Origin of the sequence: Nisaea sp. (genome assembly GCF_017640745.1) — a bacterium.
In the GTDB taxonomy this organism is placed as follows: domain Bacteria; phylum Pseudomonadota; class Alphaproteobacteria; order Thalassobaculales; family Thalassobaculaceae; genus Nisaea.
On record NZ_JAEPQA010000012.1, the window covers coordinates 63,627 to 79,066 of the forward strand.

The window sequence follows — 15,440 nt, forward strand, 5'->3', positions numbered from 1 at the left end:
CCGGAGTTTAACCGAGGTTGAGGGTGACGCAAGCGCCACGCGCGGCCTAGCTCCCGGTGATCGGATGTTCCTGACGATGCCGGCAGTCCTCGCGCGGGCAGACGCGGCAGGCAGAGCCGACGGGTTCGGCCGCAGACTTCGAGGAGAGGTCCAGCCCGTCGCCATAGACCAGGTCCGGCGCATAGAGCGCATCGCATCCGAGCATGATCGAGACCAGGTGCTGCGGGCGGTCGAACCCGGTGGCCTGTTTGGCGACGGTCCTGGCGATGAACAGGAACCGGCTGCGGTCGGCGAATTCGACCAGATGACGGAATACCCGGTCCGGAGTCTGGAAGGCCCGGTAGATCGCCCAGAGCGGGCAGGCGCCGCCATAGCGCGGAAGCGGCAGATCGCGGAGCGGCAGACGTTTCGTGATGTAGCCGGCGGGGTCCGAGCGCATGAAGGCGAAGGGAATGCCCTCCGCGCCGGGACGACGGAGCGAGGCGAGCCGGTGGCAGACCTGTTCGAGGCTCACGCCGAAGCGGTATTGCAGCTTGTCGATGTCATAGCGCGACGCGACGGCCGCCTCGCGGAACCGGTCATAAGGCATCAGCAGGGCCGCCGCGGCGTAAGACTGCAGGGCGCGCCGGGCTCTTACGAGGGCGGCGTCGCTTGTGAGCAGATCCGCCGAGGCGACGATTTCCTCGATATTCTCGCGCAGGTCCGGGAGGAGAAGGGCGCGGGCGACGGCGAAGCGCCGGCTGGGCGCCGGAAGCGCAGCTGTGCCTGCATCCAGCGCTTCGAGGGAGCCGGCGCCGGCCTTTTCCATATAGGCCTGCGCGACGCTCTCGAATTCCGGTGCCACTGGGTCGCAGCCGAGGCCGGCGGCGAAACCGCTCACCGCACCTTCGATGGCGGCAAAGTAGTTCTGGTTCTCGAGCAGGAAGTCGTCCACCTCCTCCGCCGGCGTGACCGAGCCGAGGCGCGACGGAGCGCGGTCGAAATAGCCGGCCATCGCCTGCGCGATATCGGAGAGCCGTGCGCTTTCGTCCGCGAGGTTGCGGTGAAAACGCGCCTGTTGGTCTTCCGGAATGTCGCTCACGCTTGCCAGGATCTCCGAGGTCGAGCGGATGGCGGCGATGTTGGACAGCATCCCGTGCACCGCATCGGAGAGGAAAGGGTCCTGGCTCAGCCTGTCGGAAAGGGCCCTCAGCGCCGCGGTCTTGTCGAGATGGTCTCGGTGCAGCTTGACGATCAGACTGGCCCAGGGCCGGTGACGGGCGACAAGATCGGTGGTGCTGTCCGGATCGATGTCGAGATCCGCATGCGCCGGGTCGGCGGCGATTTCGTCCAGATCCTGGATCAGCCGCCGTTCCGCCGCGCCGTCGAGATAATCGATGCCGACCTCGAGCGCTTCGCCGAGGCGCAGCAGGAGAGCGCCGCTCACCTGCCGCTTGTTGTGCTCGATCAGGTTCAGGTAGGACGCCGAGATGCCGACAGAGGCCGCAAGTTCCGCTTGCGTGCGGCCGAGACTTTTGCGCCTGTCGCGCAGTCGCATTCCGATAGGCGCACGGGCCATTCCCAACCCCTTGATTTGGTTCGAGTTGCTGCGCCGCAGCGTAAATTATTTACAAAACCGTGTTTTCACTGAAGGTAATATTTACAAAAAAATACGCATATTTCAAATACTTATTCGCAAGTTAACTGACAGTGCGTAGTCTCGTTGACGGAGCGACCATTTAGCTCAAATTCGGGGAAGCGCGTTGGGGACGGTGCGCTCCTCAGGAATAACGGGAGGAAATAATGGCAAAATTCGACACCGGCGTGAGCCGGCGTAATCTGCTTAAGGGCGGCCTTGCGCTGTCCGGCGCCCTTGCCGCGCCGACGTTTTTCACGCGTCACGCCTTCGGCGCTGACTTTCTGAACAATCCGGGCAATGCGGCGAGCATCAAGCTCGGCTTCAACGTGCCGCAGACCGGTGCCTACGCCGACGAAGGCGCGGACGAGCTCCGTGCGTTCCAGCTGGCCGTCAAGCACCTGAACGGCGAAGGCGACGGCGGCATGCTGAACACCTTCTCCTCCAAGGCCCTGAAGGGCAACGGCGTGCTCGGCAAGAAGGTCGAGTATGTCACGGGCGACACGCAGACCAAGTCCGACGCCGCCCGCGCGTCCGCCAAGCGGATGATCGAGAAGGACGGCGCCCTGATGATCTCCGGCGGTTCGTCCTCCGGTGTCGCCATCGCGGTCCAGGGCCTCTGCCAGGACGCGGGCATCATCTTCATGGCCGGCCTGACCCACTCCAACGACACCACGGGTAAGGACCGCCGCCGCAACGGTTTCCGTCACTTCTTCAACGCCTATCAGTCCGGCGCCGCGCTGGCTCCGGTGCTGAAGGCGAACTACGGCACCGATCGTGTCGCGTATCACCTGACGGCCGACTACACCTGGGGCTGGACCCAGGAAGAGTCGATCAAGAACGCGACCGAGGCCGTCGGCTGGAAGACCGCCGCCGCGGTGAAGACCCCGCTCGGCGCCGGTGACTTCTCCCAGTACATCACCCCGGTTCTGAACTCGGGTGCGGACGTGCTGGTGCTGAACCACTACGGCAAGGACATGGTGAACTCCCTGACCCAGGCGGTTCAGTTCGGTCTGCGCGACAAGAAGGTGAACGGCAAGGACTTCGCGATCGTCGTTCCGCTCTACAGCCGCCTGATGGCTCAGGGTGCGGGCGCCAACGTGAAGGGCATCTTCGGGTCCACCAACTGGCACTGGTCGCTGAAGGACGAGGGCTCGCAGGCCTTCGTGAAGTCCTTCGGTGCCGAATACGGCTTCCCGCCGAGCCAGGCCGCGCACACCTGCTATGTGCAGACCCTGCTCTATGCCGATGCCTGCGAGCGCGCCGGCACCTTCGCCCCGTGCGAAGTCGTCAAGGCGCTCGAGGGCTTCGAGTTCGACGGTCTGGGCAACGGTCCGACCCTCTACCGTGCGGAAGACCACCAGTGCTTCAAGAAGGTGCTGGTCGTGAAGGGTAACGAAAACCCGACCTCCCAGTTCGACCTTCTCGAGGTCGTGCAGGAAGTGCCGCGCGAGCAGGTGACCTACGATCCGAACATCCCGCAGTTCGCGGGTGATCTCGGCCCGTGCAATAACGGCGCCTAATATCTGCCATAACGGTGTCCGGCCGCCGCCACAGCGGCGGCCGGCGCTTTCTGGACCAAGGTAGCGGGGGGCCCGTACGGGAATCGCGGCATGGATGCCATACTTCTGCAAATTCTGAACGGTCTGGACAAGGGCGGCGCCTACGCGCTTATCGCCCTCGGCCTGACCCTGATTTTCGGCACTCTCGGGGTGGTGAATTTCGCGCACGGCGCGCTCTTCATGCTCGGGGCCTTCTGCGCCGTCAGCCTGCGCGAGCTGCTGACGCTGTCGATGAAGGTCAAGGACGAGAGCATCACCTTCTTCGACGCCTATAAAGAGGTTCCCTATCTCGAGGTCTGGTTCGGCGAGACCGGTACCATGATCATCGATCTGGCGGTTCCGCTGTCGATTCTCTTCGCCATACCGATCATGTTGTTGATCGGCCTCGCCATGGAGCGCGGCCTGATCCAGCATTTCTATAAACGCACACACGCCGAGCAGATCCTGGTGACCTTCGGTCTTGCCATCGTGCTGCAGGAGATCGTGAAGGCCTATTTCGGCGCCAACCCGATCCCTCAGCCGGCCCCGGAAGCGGTCGCGGGCAGCGCCAATATCGGTGCCCTGTTCGGACTCGGCGACTCAGTCGTCTATCCCTGGTGGAGGCTGGTTTATCTCGCCTTCTCGGGCGTTGTGATCGCGGCGGTCTTCGCCTTCCTGCAATTCACCACTTTCGGCATGGTCGTCCGTGCCGGCATGCAGGACCGTGAGACCGTCGGCCTTCTCGGCATCAACATCCAGCGCCGCTTCACCATCGTCTTCGGCATCGCCGCCGTGGTCGCGGGGCTCGCGGGCGTCATGTACACGCCGATCCTGCCGCCGGACTACCACATCGGCATGGACTTCCTGGTGCTGTCCTTCGTGGTCGTCGTCGTCGGCGGCATGGGCTCGCTCGGGGGCGCCGTCGCGGCCGGCTTCCTGCTCGGTATCCTGCAATCTTTCGCGTCGATGAACGAGGTGAAGTCCATTCTTCCCGGCATCGACCAGATCATCATCTACCTTGTTGCGGTGGTTATCCTTCTCGTGCGTCCGCGCGGGCTGATGGGCCGCAAAGGCGTGATGGAGGGCTAAGATGATCGCGCCTACGGCTAGAAACGACCTCATCCTGATCGGAGCCTTCGCGGCGGCGGTGCTGACCGCCCCGCTCTGGCTCGCACCGATCGGCGCCGGCTATCCGGACCTGTTGCAGAAATTCGCGATCTACGGCTTGTTCGCGATCGGCTTCAACATTCTGTTCGGCTTCACCGGCTACCTTTCCTTCGGTCACGCGGCCTTCCTCGGCGTCGGTTCCTATGCCGCCGTCTGGTCCTTCAAGCTGCTGACCATGAACGTGCTGCCGGCCGTGTTCTTCGCGGTCCTTGTGTCCGGGCTTTTCGCGCTCGCCATCGGCTTCATCAGCCTCAGGCGGACCGGGATCTACTTCTCGATCCTGACCCTCGCCTTCGCGCAGATGTCCTACAACCTCGCCTATTCGGTCCTGACGCCGATCACCAACGGCGAGACCGGGCTGCAGCTGACGACCAGCGATCCCCGGATCCTCGACAAGATGGCCGGGATCGACTACGGCGCGGCCCTGCCGACGACCGATCTCTTCGGCACCGAGATGACCGGCTATCCCGGGTTCTATTTCTGCGCCGTGCTGATGATCATCGGCTTCGTCATCGCGGTCCGGATTGCGCGCTCGCCCTTCGGCACCATGCTGCGGGCGATCAAGTCGAACCAGAACCGGCTGAACTATACCGGCATCAACACCCGGCCCTATGCGCTGGCGGCCTTCGTGATCTCCGGCATGTATGCCGGGCTCGCGGGCGCGCTGCTCGCCTGTACCGACCCGCTGGCCGGTGCGGAGCGCATGCAGTGGACCGCGTCGGGCGAGGTCGTGCTGATGACCATCCTCGGCGGGGCGGGAACCCTGCTCGGTCCGGTCTTCGGCGCGGGCGTCATCAAATACTTCGAGAACATCTTCAGCGCCTTCAACCACGACATCCTGATGAGCATCTTCGACTTCCTGCCGGGATGGCTGCAGGGCATCGTCGTGACGGTTTCCGGCCTCTTCGTCGGCGAAGGCTGGCACCTGACGCTGGGCGCGTTGTTCATGATCATCGTGATCTTCCTGCCGGGGGGGCTGATGGAGGGCGTTGGCCGGATCGCCAAACTGTTCCGCAAGGACGGCGGTGCGGCCAACTCCTCGGTTTCCACGGCTCCGGGCGAGTGAGGGCGGCAAGATGACAAGCATTCTTCAAGTCAAGAACGTCAATAAGAGCTTTGGCGGTCTGAAGGCCCTGAACAACGTCGAACTCTCGGTCGAGCAAGGCACGGTGCACGCGATCATCGGCCCGAACGGCGCCGGAAAGTCGACGCTGCTGAACTGCTTCGTCGGCCGTCTGACGCCCGACACGGGCACGGTGGATTTCGACGGCACGTCCCTGCTCGGCAAGCAGCCGCACGAGATCAACCAGGTCGGCGTTTCCCGGGTGTTCCAGACGCCGGAGATTTTCGGCGATCTCAGCCTGGTCGAGAACGTCATGATCCCGACGCTCGCGCGGCGGGACGGCGCCTTCAAGCTCAACCCCTGGCAGCGGGTTGACAGCATCGCCGAGGTCCGCGAGAAGGCCGAGCATCTGCTGGCGGACGTCGATCTGCAGGACAAGAAGGACATGATCGCGAACTCTCTCTCGCGCGGCGACAAGCGGCGTCTGGAGCTCGCCATGTGCCTGGTCCAGGATCCGAAGCTGCTGCTGCTGGACGAGCCGACCGCGGGGATGTCCCGTGCCGATACCAACAAGACCATCGACCTGCTGAAGCGGATCGGTGAGCGCGGCATCACCAAGATCGTGATCGAGCACGACATGCATGTCGTGTTCTCGCTCGCCAACAAGATTTCCGTCATGGCCCAGGGCACCGTGATCGCCGAGGGCAAGCCGGAACAGATCAAAGGCGATCCGCGCGTCCAGGAAGCCTATCTCGGGGGAGCCCATCTATGAGCCAGGAAACCCTCCTCAAGCAGCCGGAAGACCGCATGGTCAAGCCGGAGAACCCGATCAAGAACGTCGGGACACCGTCAGCCTATTTCTCCTGCTGGGGCATGCAGGCCTATTACGGCGAGAGCTACATCGTTCAGGATGTCAGCTTCAACATCCACGAGGGCGAGATCGTCGCCTTGCTCGGCCGGAACGGTGCCGGCAAGACCTCGACGCTCCGCACCATCGCCCGGATGGCCAACCCGGAACTGCAGCACGGCGAGATCTGGCTCGACCACAAGCCGTTGCACCGCATGAAGGATTTCGAGGCGGCGCAGAACGGTGTCGGCTTGGTGCCCGAAGACCGGCGTATCATTCCGGGCCTCACGGTCGAGGAAAACCTGGAGCTTGCGCAGATCCACGGCCCGCGCGGCTGGGAGATCGAGCGGCTCTACGAGCATTTCCCGCGCCTCGCGGAACGCCGCAATCAGGAAGGCGTGACCATGTCCGGCGGCGAGCAGCAGATGCTGGCCGTCGCCCGCGCGCTCGCCCGGGATGTGAAGCTGCTGCTGCTGGACGAACCCTATGAAGGTCTCGCACCGGTCATCGTGCGCGAGATCGAGAAGATCCTCGAAGAGATCAAGACGCTCGGGCTCACCACCATTATCGTCGAACAGAACGCCATCGCCGCGCTTCATCTCGCGGACCGCGCCCTGATCCTCGATATGGGCCAGGTCGTCTTTGATGGCACCGCTCAAGAAGTGCTGGATGACGAGGCACTCCGTCAGGAGTATCTCGCGATCTAACTGGTGTCGATTGTAGCTCCTGTCATCGTCACCTGACGGCCCCGCCTCTGGCGGGGCTTTCTTTTTCCGGCCGCCGTTTCCCTTTTCCCGTCTTGCCGGCATGCGTCCCGGCGCTACCTCAGCTTCGGGCCCGGCAACCGGAACGATGAGGAGACGAATGCGTACGCTGCTCTTTTGTCTTTGTGTTCTCGTGCACTCGGCGTTTCCCCTGCATCAGGCGAGGGCAAGTGCGACCGGATGGACGCTCCTGGAGGAGCCCCGGACCGTCGCGATCATGCGCCATGCCATCGCCCCGGGCGGCGGCGATCCGGCCGGGTTCCGCCTTGGGGACTGTTCGACACAACGCAATCTGGACGAGACGGGACGTGAGCAGGCGCAACGGATCGGCGCCGCGGTGCGCGAAGCCGGAGTCGAAATCGACCGGGTGATGTCCAGCCAATGGTGCCGGTGTCTCGAGACGGCGAGACTGCTCGGTCTCGGCGATGTCGAGGAACTGCCGAGCCTCAATTCATTCTTTCAGGACCGCTCGACGGCAGGCGCCCAGACAGCCGAAACCCGCCGATTTCTCGCCGCTCTGCCGGCCGGAGAGACGGTGTTTCTGGTTACGCACCAGGTGAATATCACCGCGCTGACGGATGTCTTCCCGGCGTCGGGCGAGGTTCTGCTCCTCAGAATCGGGACAGACGGGCAAACCGAAGTGCTGGATCGCATCCTGGTGCGCCCCTGATCCCCGCTTGCCGAAGCGCGGGAACGTACCTTGCCGCCCGGGCTTGGAGGATCAATGCTCCGACAACCGTTCAACGCATGGGAGGCCAGACGATGAGCAACGGAAATTTCTTCAATCTTCACGATCTCGATCAGGGCATTCAGCGCAAGCTCGCCGAAGGTCTGACGGCACGGATCTTTCCCGGCGAGAACCTGATGTTCTCCGTGGTGCGGATCGAGCCGAACGCGGAAGGTTCTATCCACAGTCACCCGGAGGAGCAGTGGGGCATCATGCTGGAAGGCAGCGGTGTCCGCACCCAGGACGGCGTCGAGCATCACGTGAAGGCCGGTGACTTCTGGTGCACGCCCGGCAATGTCGAGCACGGCCTGAAGGCCGGTCCCGACGGCTGCTTCGTGATCGACGTCTTCAGCCCGCCGCGGGGCGCCTACAAGAAAGCGGGCAGCGGCTACGGGGCCTGATCGGGGACTTGTCGCGGGCGGGGGCGTGCTCTCGGGGCATATCGATGTCTGCGCCGCGGCGATCCGGCGCGGGCTCGACTGAAGGGTTTCCCGAGCGCCTTCGCCGCTGCGGGCGTGCTGCGGCGCAAAACAGGACTGGTTTCGGGGGCGGTCCCGCGCCTATGATCGCTCCGTCGGCCGCCAAGCGCCGCCGGCGCCATCCAGGGACGCCGTCCGGCCCTCCATCCATCTAACGCGAGTCTGAAAGAATGCGCACAGTCTTTGTCAACGGCAGCTATGTTCCCGAAAACGAGGCCTCGATCTCGATCTTCGACCGCGGCTCGCTCTTCGGCGATGCCGTCTACGAGGTGACCTCGGTCCTCGACGGCAAGCTGATCGACTACGAAGGCCACATGACGCGGCTGCGCCGTTCGCTCGCTGAGCTGAAGCTGCCGTCGCCGGCCACCGACGAGGAGCTGCTGGAGATCCATCGCAAGCTGGTGGAGCTGAACGGCATCGAGGAAGGCCTCGTCTACCTGCAGATCTCCCGCGGTGCCGCCGACCGCGACTTCCTCTTCCCCGGTCCGGACGTGAAGCCGACCCTTCTGCTCTTCACGCAGAAGAAGTCGCTCATCAACAGCGCGCTCGCCGAGCGCGGCCAGAAGATCATCCTGGTCGACGATCTGCGCTGGCGCCGCTGCGACATCAAGACGGTGCAGCTGCTCTATGCCTCCCTCGTCAAGAACCAGGCGCATGACGCCGGTGCGGACGATGCCTGGATGGTGCTCGACGGCGAGATCACCGAAGGCTCCTCGAACAACGCCTATATCGTCACGGCGGACGGCACCATCGTGACCCGTGATCTCTCGACCGACATCCTGCACGGCATCACCCGCAAGGCGGTGCTGAAATGCGCCGAGGAGCTGCAGCTGAAGATCGAGGAACGTCCCTTCACCGTTGCCGAAGCCAAGGCCGCGAAGGAAGCCTTCTCGACCTCCGCGACGAGCTTCGTGAACCCGGTGATCGAGATCGACGGCGCCAAAATCGGCGAGGGCAAGCCCGGTCCGATCGCCCAGCGTCTGCGGCAGGTCTATATCGACACCAGCAAGGCGGCGGGGATCTGATCTCTGACGGCGGCGTTCCGGCCACGGCGCATTGCTCTTATCCGATCGCTTCTCCCGGGGCGGGCCTAACGGTCCGGTGACCGTCAGCGGACCGTGCCGCTGCTCGTGGAAACCGCCTCTGCGGAGGCGGATACGAGAGCCAATAGTGCCGCTTCCAGCTTTTCGATCCCGACCGGTTTGGTCAGGCGGTCGGAGATCCTGATGTTGTTCGCCTTGGCGATTTCGACCAGGGCATCGGCGTAACTGGGATTGAAACCGCTCATGAGCAGAATGGGGACGTCGCAGTCCCGCTCGGCCAGCCATTGCACGAGTTCAATCCCGTCCATATCCGGCATCACGAGATCCATGACGATGCCGGAAGGGTGCAACGTTTCGTAATGCCGCATGAAGGCTTTTGCGCTTCCGGCGGTCTCGGAAGCGATTCCGATCTCATACGCAACTTCGGAAACCAATTGCGCAATCTCAGGTTCATCGTCGACGATCAGTATCAATGGCTTCGTCACTGAACTCTCCCGAGAAAAATTAGGGAAATCTCTGTTTAAAACGCTTTTCCGTTAATCTTGATTCAAATACTTATAACGCAGCATTCATATATAATCCGGCGCGGGTCAAGCGAATCATCGAATCTCCGGGCCAAACGTAATGGCTCCCACTGTTAGTTGATTGCGAGGAAAAGGGCGTGGTTTGCTGTCCGGGATGCGTCGATCGCAATATTATCGTTGTGATTACTTTTTGATGCATATCATCCGGACGGTTCGTGTCGCCGTGGCATCATCGCTCTCAGTCCTTCGCCTCCCGCCGCAGTTTCCCTTTCCGAAGCGAGGTGGAAGATCATTCCCGGGTGTGTCCTCCGGCGCTGATCGTCTAAGCTGATCCAAGAACAGAAGCGCCTCAGGAACGAGGCGCCGGGGAGGAGCGTGGATGTCGGCCGTCACGGCGGAGGAGGGCACACAGGCGGACGGCGCCTACAAGATGCTGGTGCTGGTCACCATGGCCTGCGCCTGCATGCTCTACGCGCTGACGCTCACCATCGTGAATGTCGCCCTGCCGCAGATGCAGGGTGCCTTCTCGGCGACCACCGAGGAGATTTCCTGGGTGGTGACGCTGAACGTGGTGGCGACGGCGGTGGTGACGCCGCTGACCGGCTCCCTGGTCGCCTGGGTCGGCCAACGCAAACTTCTGGTCATTTGCCTTACCGGCTTCACCCTCGCCTCGCTCGCCTGCGCCATGGCGACCTCGCTCGAGGCGGTGCTGTTCTTCCGCATCCTGCAGGGCGGCTTCGGCGCGCCGGTGGTGCCGCTCAGCCAGGCCATCGTGCTTCAGACCTGGCCGAAGGAGGAATACGGCAAGGCAAACGGCTATCTCGGCATGTCGGTCGTCATCGGCCCCGCCATCGGCCCGTCGATCGGCGGCTGGCTGGCGGAGGAGTACAACTGGCGTTTCGTCTTCCTGATGATCGTGCCGTTCAGCCTGCTCGCCCTTGCAGGTGTGCTGCGCTGGATCCGCGAGGGCGGCAAGACCGCGCTGCCGCGCTTCGACTATCTCGGCTTCCTGCTGTTCTCCATCGCCATCGTCGCGCTGCAGCTCGTGCTCGACCGGGGGGAGCGGGAGGACTGGCTGCAGTCCGGCACCATCGTCACGCTGGTGATCGTGATGTGCGCCGCCTTCGCCATGTTCGTCGCCAACAGTGCCTGCGTCGACCGCCCCTTCATCCGGCCCACGCTGCTGAAGAACCGGAATTATGTGGTCGGGCTTTTCCTCGTCTTCGTCTATGGCGCGGTGAATTTCACGCCGCTGGTGCTGCTGCCGCAGTTGCTGCAGGCCTATCGGGGCTATCCGGACACGCTGATCGGCCTGGTGCTGGCGATGCGCGGCGTCGGGATGATCGCCGGTTTCTACGCGGCGGCGAAGATGGGGAAGATGGACCCGCGCATCGGGCTGGTGCTCGGCACGCTGGCGATCGGGACCAGCGGCTGGATGATGAGCCTCTACGACCTCAACATGGATTTCTGGGCCCTCGCCTGGCCGAGCATCCTGCAGGGCATCGGCTGCGGCCTCATGTGGGTGCCGCTCTCCATGGTCAGCTTCTCGACGCTGGAGCGCGAGCTGCTGCCGGACGCGACCTCGCTCTTCCACCTGATCCGCAACATGGGGACCAGCCTCTATGTTGCCGCCAGCATCTTCCTGCTCGTGCGGACCTCGAAGATCCGCTACGCCGAGATGGTGGAGGGCATCGGCCCGTTCGAGGAGCGCCTGAAATTCCCGGAAGCGGTCGGCGCCGGCGCAGTGCAGTGGATGGATAGTCTCGGCCTGATCGCCGGCGAGGCCTGGCGCCAGTCCGCGCTGACCGGCTTCACCAACTGTTTCTGGTTCTACGCGCTGACCTGTTTCGCGACCCTGCCGGTTCTGGTCTTCGTGAAGATCCGCAAGGTGGCGTGAGCCCTATTCCGCCTTCGCCTTCGAGATCCAGTCGCCGGTCAGTTTCGCGAGCGTGTCGCCGAGATCGCGGCTGCGTCCGGTATCGATGGAGATGAAGGCGCTCATGCCCGCCCGGAGTTCCGGCTTGGCGGCATCGGCATCGACCGCGATGCGCACCGGCAGGCGCTGCACCACCTTCACCCAGTTGCCCGAGGCGTTCTGCGGCGGCAGGGCGGAGAATTCCGCGCCGGTCGCGGGGCTGAGGCTCTCGATCCGTCCCTCCCAGACCGCGTCCGGATAGGCATCGACGCGGATCTCGACAGGCTGTTCCAGCGTGATCGCGGCGAGCTGGGTTTCCTTCAGGTTGGCCTCGACCCAGACGAGTCCGGTGCCGATGATGCCGAAGGTCGGCGTCTCGGCCTCGACCCATTCGCCGGCCTGCAGCTTCATGCGCGTGACGATGCCCGAGACCGGCGCCCGGACCTCGGTGTAGTCGAGATCGAGCTTCACCCGCTCGATCTCCGCGTCGACCGCGAGGACCAGAGGATGCTCCTCCACCGGCCGGTCGGGCTGTCCGCCGAGCTTGGCGAGCACGACCTCGCGCTTTTCCTTCAGGGAGCGCAGCCGCTGCTCGGCGGTATCCAGCTCCATCTGCATCTCGTCGAGTTTCGCTTCCGTGCCGGCGAAGCTCTTCACCAGCCGCTGCTGGCGCTCGACTTCCTTGGCGAAGAACCTGACACGCGGGCCGATCTCCGCCATCTCGGCGGCGATCTGTCCGAGTTCCGCCTTGGTCGCGAGCAGGTCGTTGATCACCGCGGCGCGCTTTGCCTCGGCCATCTTCAATTGCACCCGGTAGGGCGCGGGATCGATGCGGAACAGAAGGTCGCCTGCGGTCACCGGATGGTTGTCGCCGACCATGACCTCGACCGCGCGGCCGTCGATCGGCGGGCTGACCGCGATGATCGGCGCCTTCACATAGGCGTTCTCGGTGGTGACGAAACGTCCGGTCTGGGCATACCACCAGGACCCGGCCTCCCATGCCGCGAAACAGATGCCGCCGAGCAGCAGGATGCGGATGAGGGCGCGGCCCCAGCGCTTGCGCGCCTTCGGCGTCACGATTTGTGTCTCAGGCGTTTCCGTCATGCCTTCTTTCGCGGGCGGTCCCGCCTTGTCTGGAGCCGCCCGGACGTACCGGACGGATCGGTTGCGGAGAGCCTAGGCGCGGAGACCGGCGGGTTCCAGCGGAATACGCCGGATTCGCGTGCGGAGAAGAGAGAAGTGGCGGAACGGAAAAGATCGGATGCCGGCCTCAGAGGGCGACATGCCCGCCGAACCAGAGCCAGAGCGCGGCGAACCCCATCGAGAGCAGGGTGATCGGTACCCCGGCTTTCGCATGATCGCGGAAAGTGAGCATGACGCCGGAGCGGGCGGCGCGCTCGGCAACGATCAGGTTGGCGAGGCTGCCGACAAGCAGCAGGTTCCCGGCCAGCGTCGAGAGCAGGGCGAGCGCGGTCAGCGCGCCGTCCGGCAGTCCCGTCCAGGCCTGCAGCAGCAGGATCACCGCGGGCACGTTCCCGATCGTGTTGCTGGCGGCGAGCGTGAAGGGCAGCAGGAAGGAGAGCCGTTCCGGCAGCCAGCCGGCCTCGGCGAAGGCCGCGACCGCCGCTTCCGGCAGGCCGGTCAGGGCGAAGGCGCCGTTGATCGCGAACAGGCTGGCGAAGAGGATCAGCAGCGGCGCGTCGATTTCGTCGAGCAGCTGGCGGCTCGGCACGGCGCGGCTCAGCATCAGCCCGCCGGCGACGAGCAGGGCGGAGATCTCCCGCGGCAGAGGCGTCGTGAACAATGCCAGCAAAAGGAAGAGCGCGCCGAGACAGAGCGCGGTCTCGCCCCGGTGCCCCTCGGCACGCGGAATGTCGGCGGGCGGCGCGGCGGGAACCTCGGGGACGGCGAGCAGATGGCGCCGCCAGACCAGCGCGATGCAGACATAGGAGATCGCGAGCGCCGCCAGCGCGGGAAGCGCGGCGCTGGCGGCATAGCTCCAGAACCCGAGCCCGCCGACCTGGCCGATCAGGATGTTCTGCGGATTGCCGATCAGGCTCGCGGCGGAGCCGGCATTGCTGGCGGCGGCGAGCGCGAAGAGATAGGGCCGGGGATCGAGCCCGCGCGCGGCGAGGCTGGTGCAGAGGATCGGCGCCATGGCGAAGACCACGATGTCGTTCACCAGCACGGCGGAGAGCAGGCCGCCGACACCGATGGTGAGGGCGAGCAGGCGGTGCGGGTTGGCGGATTGCCGGCCGATCCAGAGCGCGGCGCGGGCATAGATCCCGGCGGCCCGGACGCGGGCGGAGAGCACCATCAGCCCGGCGAGCAGCAGCAGGGTCGGAAAGTCCATCGCGCCCGCGACCTCGCCCGGCGGCAGCGCGCCGCTCGCGACCGCGACGGCGGCGAGCAGCAGCGCAATCCCGGCGCGGTCGATCTTGAGGCCCGGCACGCGCCCGGCGGCCATGCCGAGATAGGTCAGCGCGAAGAGGAGGATGGTGAAGGTCTGCATGGCGCGGCGTGTCTCCGGTCGGCTTTCTCATAGCACGCGGGAGCAAGCGGCGGCCGCAAGCGAAATTCGGCGGGGGGATAAAGTCTCGTCGCGGATCGGCAAGGGCATTATCCCGGCAAATGGTTCTATGCTGGCGGCAAAACGAAGACCGTCCGTTCAGGAGGACCCCCATGCTGCGCCTCTCCGTGCTCGACCAGTCCATCGCCGCCGTCGGCCGTCCCGAGGGCCAGGCGATCCTCGACACGATCGCCATGGCGGAACATTGCGAGCGCCTCGGCTACAAGCGCTTCTGGGTCTCCGAGCACCATTCCCATCCGACCATCGTCGGCACCGCGCCGGAGATCCTGCTCGCCGCCATCGCGATGAAGACGGAGCGCATCCGCATCGGCTCGGCCGGCGTGATGCTGCCGCACTACGCGCCGCTGAAGGTGGCCGAGCAGTTCCGCGTGCTGGAGGCGCTGGCGCCGGGGCGGATCGATCTCGGCCTCGGCCGTGCGCCAGGCTCCGACGGCCGCACCTCGCTGGCGCTGAACCCGCTCGCGGCGGAGCGCCCGAACCAGTTCCCCGCCGACGTCGCCGACCTCAGCGCCTGGGTCTCCGGGGCGCCGTTGCCGGAGGGCCATCCCTTCGCCGCCGTCCGCGCCCGTCCCGCCGGCGAGACCTCGCCCGAGATCTGGATGCTCGGCAGCTCGCTCTACGGCGCCCAGGTCGGCGCCCATTTCGGGCTCCCTTACGCCTTCGCCTGGTTCTTTACCGAGGGCCAGGGCGGCCCGGAGGCGATCCAGATCTACCGCGAACGCTACCAGCCCTCCGAGCGCTTCCCCGAGCCCTGCCCCGGGATCTGCGTCTGGGCCCTCGCCGCCGAGACCGAGGAGGAGGCGCAGTACCATTTCACCTCCCGCGCGCGCTGGCAGATCTTCCGCGACCGCGGCCGCTACACGCCGCTGGAGAGCGCCGAGACGGCGATGAACGCGGCCTATTCCGAAAGCGAGGCGGCACGGATGGAGCAGCTCCGCCAGAGCGCCATGGTCGGCACGCCGGAGAAGGTCGCGGAGCAGATCCGCGCGCTCGCCGGGCGCCTCAATCTGAACGAGGTCGCGGTCGTCACCTGGGCACATGACGAGGCGGTGCGCCAGCGCAGCTACACGCTGCTGGCGAAGGAATTCGGGATGACCGGCTAGGCCCGCCTTACCGCAAAGCGAAGACGAGGATCGCGAGCAGGATCAGCGCGCTGGCGCCCCAG

Annotated in this window: 14 protein-coding genes; 10 read left to right on the forward strand and 4 right to left on the reverse strand. The window is 65.0% G+C overall.

Annotated features, from left to right (window positions below):
- Positions 1–46 precede the first annotated feature (46 nt).
- Positions 47–1,558: a helix-turn-helix domain-containing protein gene (locus JJ959_RS10220; protein WP_292883010.1), complete on the reverse strand. Its 1,512-nt coding sequence runs from the start codon at positions 1,556–1,558 to the stop codon at positions 47–49.
- Positions 1,559–1,782: 224 nt separating this feature from the next.
- On the opposite strand from JJ959_RS10220, the gene JJ959_RS10225 reads away from it, so the two are divergent.
- The 8 genes from JJ959_RS10225 (at position 1,783) to JJ959_RS10260 (ending at position 9,228) form a co-directional block, all read left to right on the forward strand.
- Positions 1,783–3,138, forward strand: a complete 1,356-nt coding sequence (locus JJ959_RS10225) for a substrate-binding protein (RefSeq protein WP_292883013.1) — start codon at positions 1,783–1,785, stop codon at positions 3,136–3,138.
- A gap of 90 nt (positions 3,139–3,228) precedes the next feature.
- The gene (locus JJ959_RS10230; RefSeq protein WP_292883016.1) at positions 3,229–4,245 is read left to right on the forward strand and encodes a branched-chain amino acid ABC transporter permease; all 1,017 of its coding nucleotides are present in this window, start codon (positions 3,229–3,231) and stop codon (positions 4,243–4,245) included.
- Position 4,246: 1 nt separating this feature from the next.
- A complete protein-coding gene (locus tag JJ959_RS10235) occupies positions 4,247–5,389 on the forward strand; it encodes a branched-chain amino acid ABC transporter permease (protein WP_292883018.1) in 1,143 nt (380 codons plus the stop codon).
- Between the two features lie 10 nt (positions 5,390–5,399).
- Positions 5,400–6,158, forward strand: coding sequence for an ABC transporter ATP-binding protein (locus JJ959_RS10240; RefSeq protein WP_292883021.1), 759 nt, complete (start codon positions 5,400–5,402; stop codon positions 6,156–6,158).
- Positions 6,155–6,940 (forward strand): ABC transporter ATP-binding protein, encoded by a 786-nt coding sequence (locus JJ959_RS10245; protein ID WP_292883024.1) that lies wholly within the window; start codon positions 6,155–6,157, stop codon positions 6,938–6,940. The genes JJ959_RS10240 and JJ959_RS10245 overlap by 4 nt, the downstream gene beginning before the upstream one ends.
- Positions 6,941–7,097: 157 nt before the next feature.
- Positions 7,098–7,667, forward strand: a complete 570-nt coding sequence (locus JJ959_RS10250) for a histidine phosphatase family protein (protein WP_292883027.1) — start codon at positions 7,098–7,100, stop codon at positions 7,665–7,667.
- A 92-nt stretch (positions 7,668–7,759) separates the two neighbouring features.
- Positions 7,760–8,125: a cupin domain-containing protein gene (locus tag JJ959_RS10255; RefSeq protein WP_292883030.1), complete on the forward strand. Its 366-nt coding sequence runs from the start codon at positions 7,760–7,762 to the stop codon at positions 8,123–8,125.
- Positions 8,126–8,373: 248 nt separating this feature from the next.
- Positions 8,374–9,228: a D-amino-acid transaminase gene (locus JJ959_RS10260; RefSeq protein ID WP_292883033.1), complete on the forward strand. Its 855-nt coding sequence runs from the start codon at positions 8,374–8,376 to the stop codon at positions 9,226–9,228.
- 83 nt (positions 9,229–9,311) lie between these two features.
- Here the strand turns inward: JJ959_RS10260 and JJ959_RS10265 are convergent, their stop codons facing one another.
- On the reverse strand, positions 9,312–9,731 hold the full coding sequence (locus tag JJ959_RS10265; protein ID WP_292883036.1) for a response regulator: 420 nt from the start codon (positions 9,729–9,731) through the stop codon (positions 9,312–9,314).
- A gap of 418 nt (positions 9,732–10,149) precedes the next feature.
- Between JJ959_RS10265 and JJ959_RS10270 the strand changes: the two genes are divergently transcribed.
- Positions 10,150–11,667 (forward strand): DHA2 family efflux MFS transporter permease subunit, encoded by a 1,518-nt coding sequence (locus JJ959_RS10270; protein ID WP_292883039.1) that lies wholly within the window; start codon positions 10,150–10,152, stop codon positions 11,665–11,667.
- A 3-nt stretch (positions 11,668–11,670) separates the two neighbouring features.
- Here JJ959_RS10270 and JJ959_RS10275 read toward each other — a convergent pair whose 3' ends face one another.
- Both JJ959_RS10275 and JJ959_RS10280 read right to left on the reverse strand, forming a co-directional pair.
- On the reverse strand, positions 11,671–12,789 hold the full coding sequence (locus JJ959_RS10275) for an HlyD family secretion protein (RefSeq protein WP_292883042.1): 1,119 nt from the start codon (positions 12,787–12,789) through the stop codon (positions 11,671–11,673).
- Between the two features lie 166 nt (positions 12,790–12,955).
- Positions 12,956–14,197: an SLC13 family permease gene (locus JJ959_RS10280; RefSeq protein WP_292883045.1), complete on the reverse strand. Its 1,242-nt coding sequence runs from the start codon at positions 14,195–14,197 to the stop codon at positions 12,956–12,958.
- Positions 14,198–14,367: 170 nt separating this feature from the next.
- On the opposite strand from JJ959_RS10280, the gene JJ959_RS10285 reads away from it, so the two are divergent.
- Positions 14,368–15,378, forward strand: a complete 1,011-nt coding sequence (locus JJ959_RS10285) for an LLM class flavin-dependent oxidoreductase (RefSeq protein ID WP_292883048.1) — start codon at positions 14,368–14,370, stop codon at positions 15,376–15,378.
- Positions 15,379–15,440: the final 62 nt, after the last annotated feature.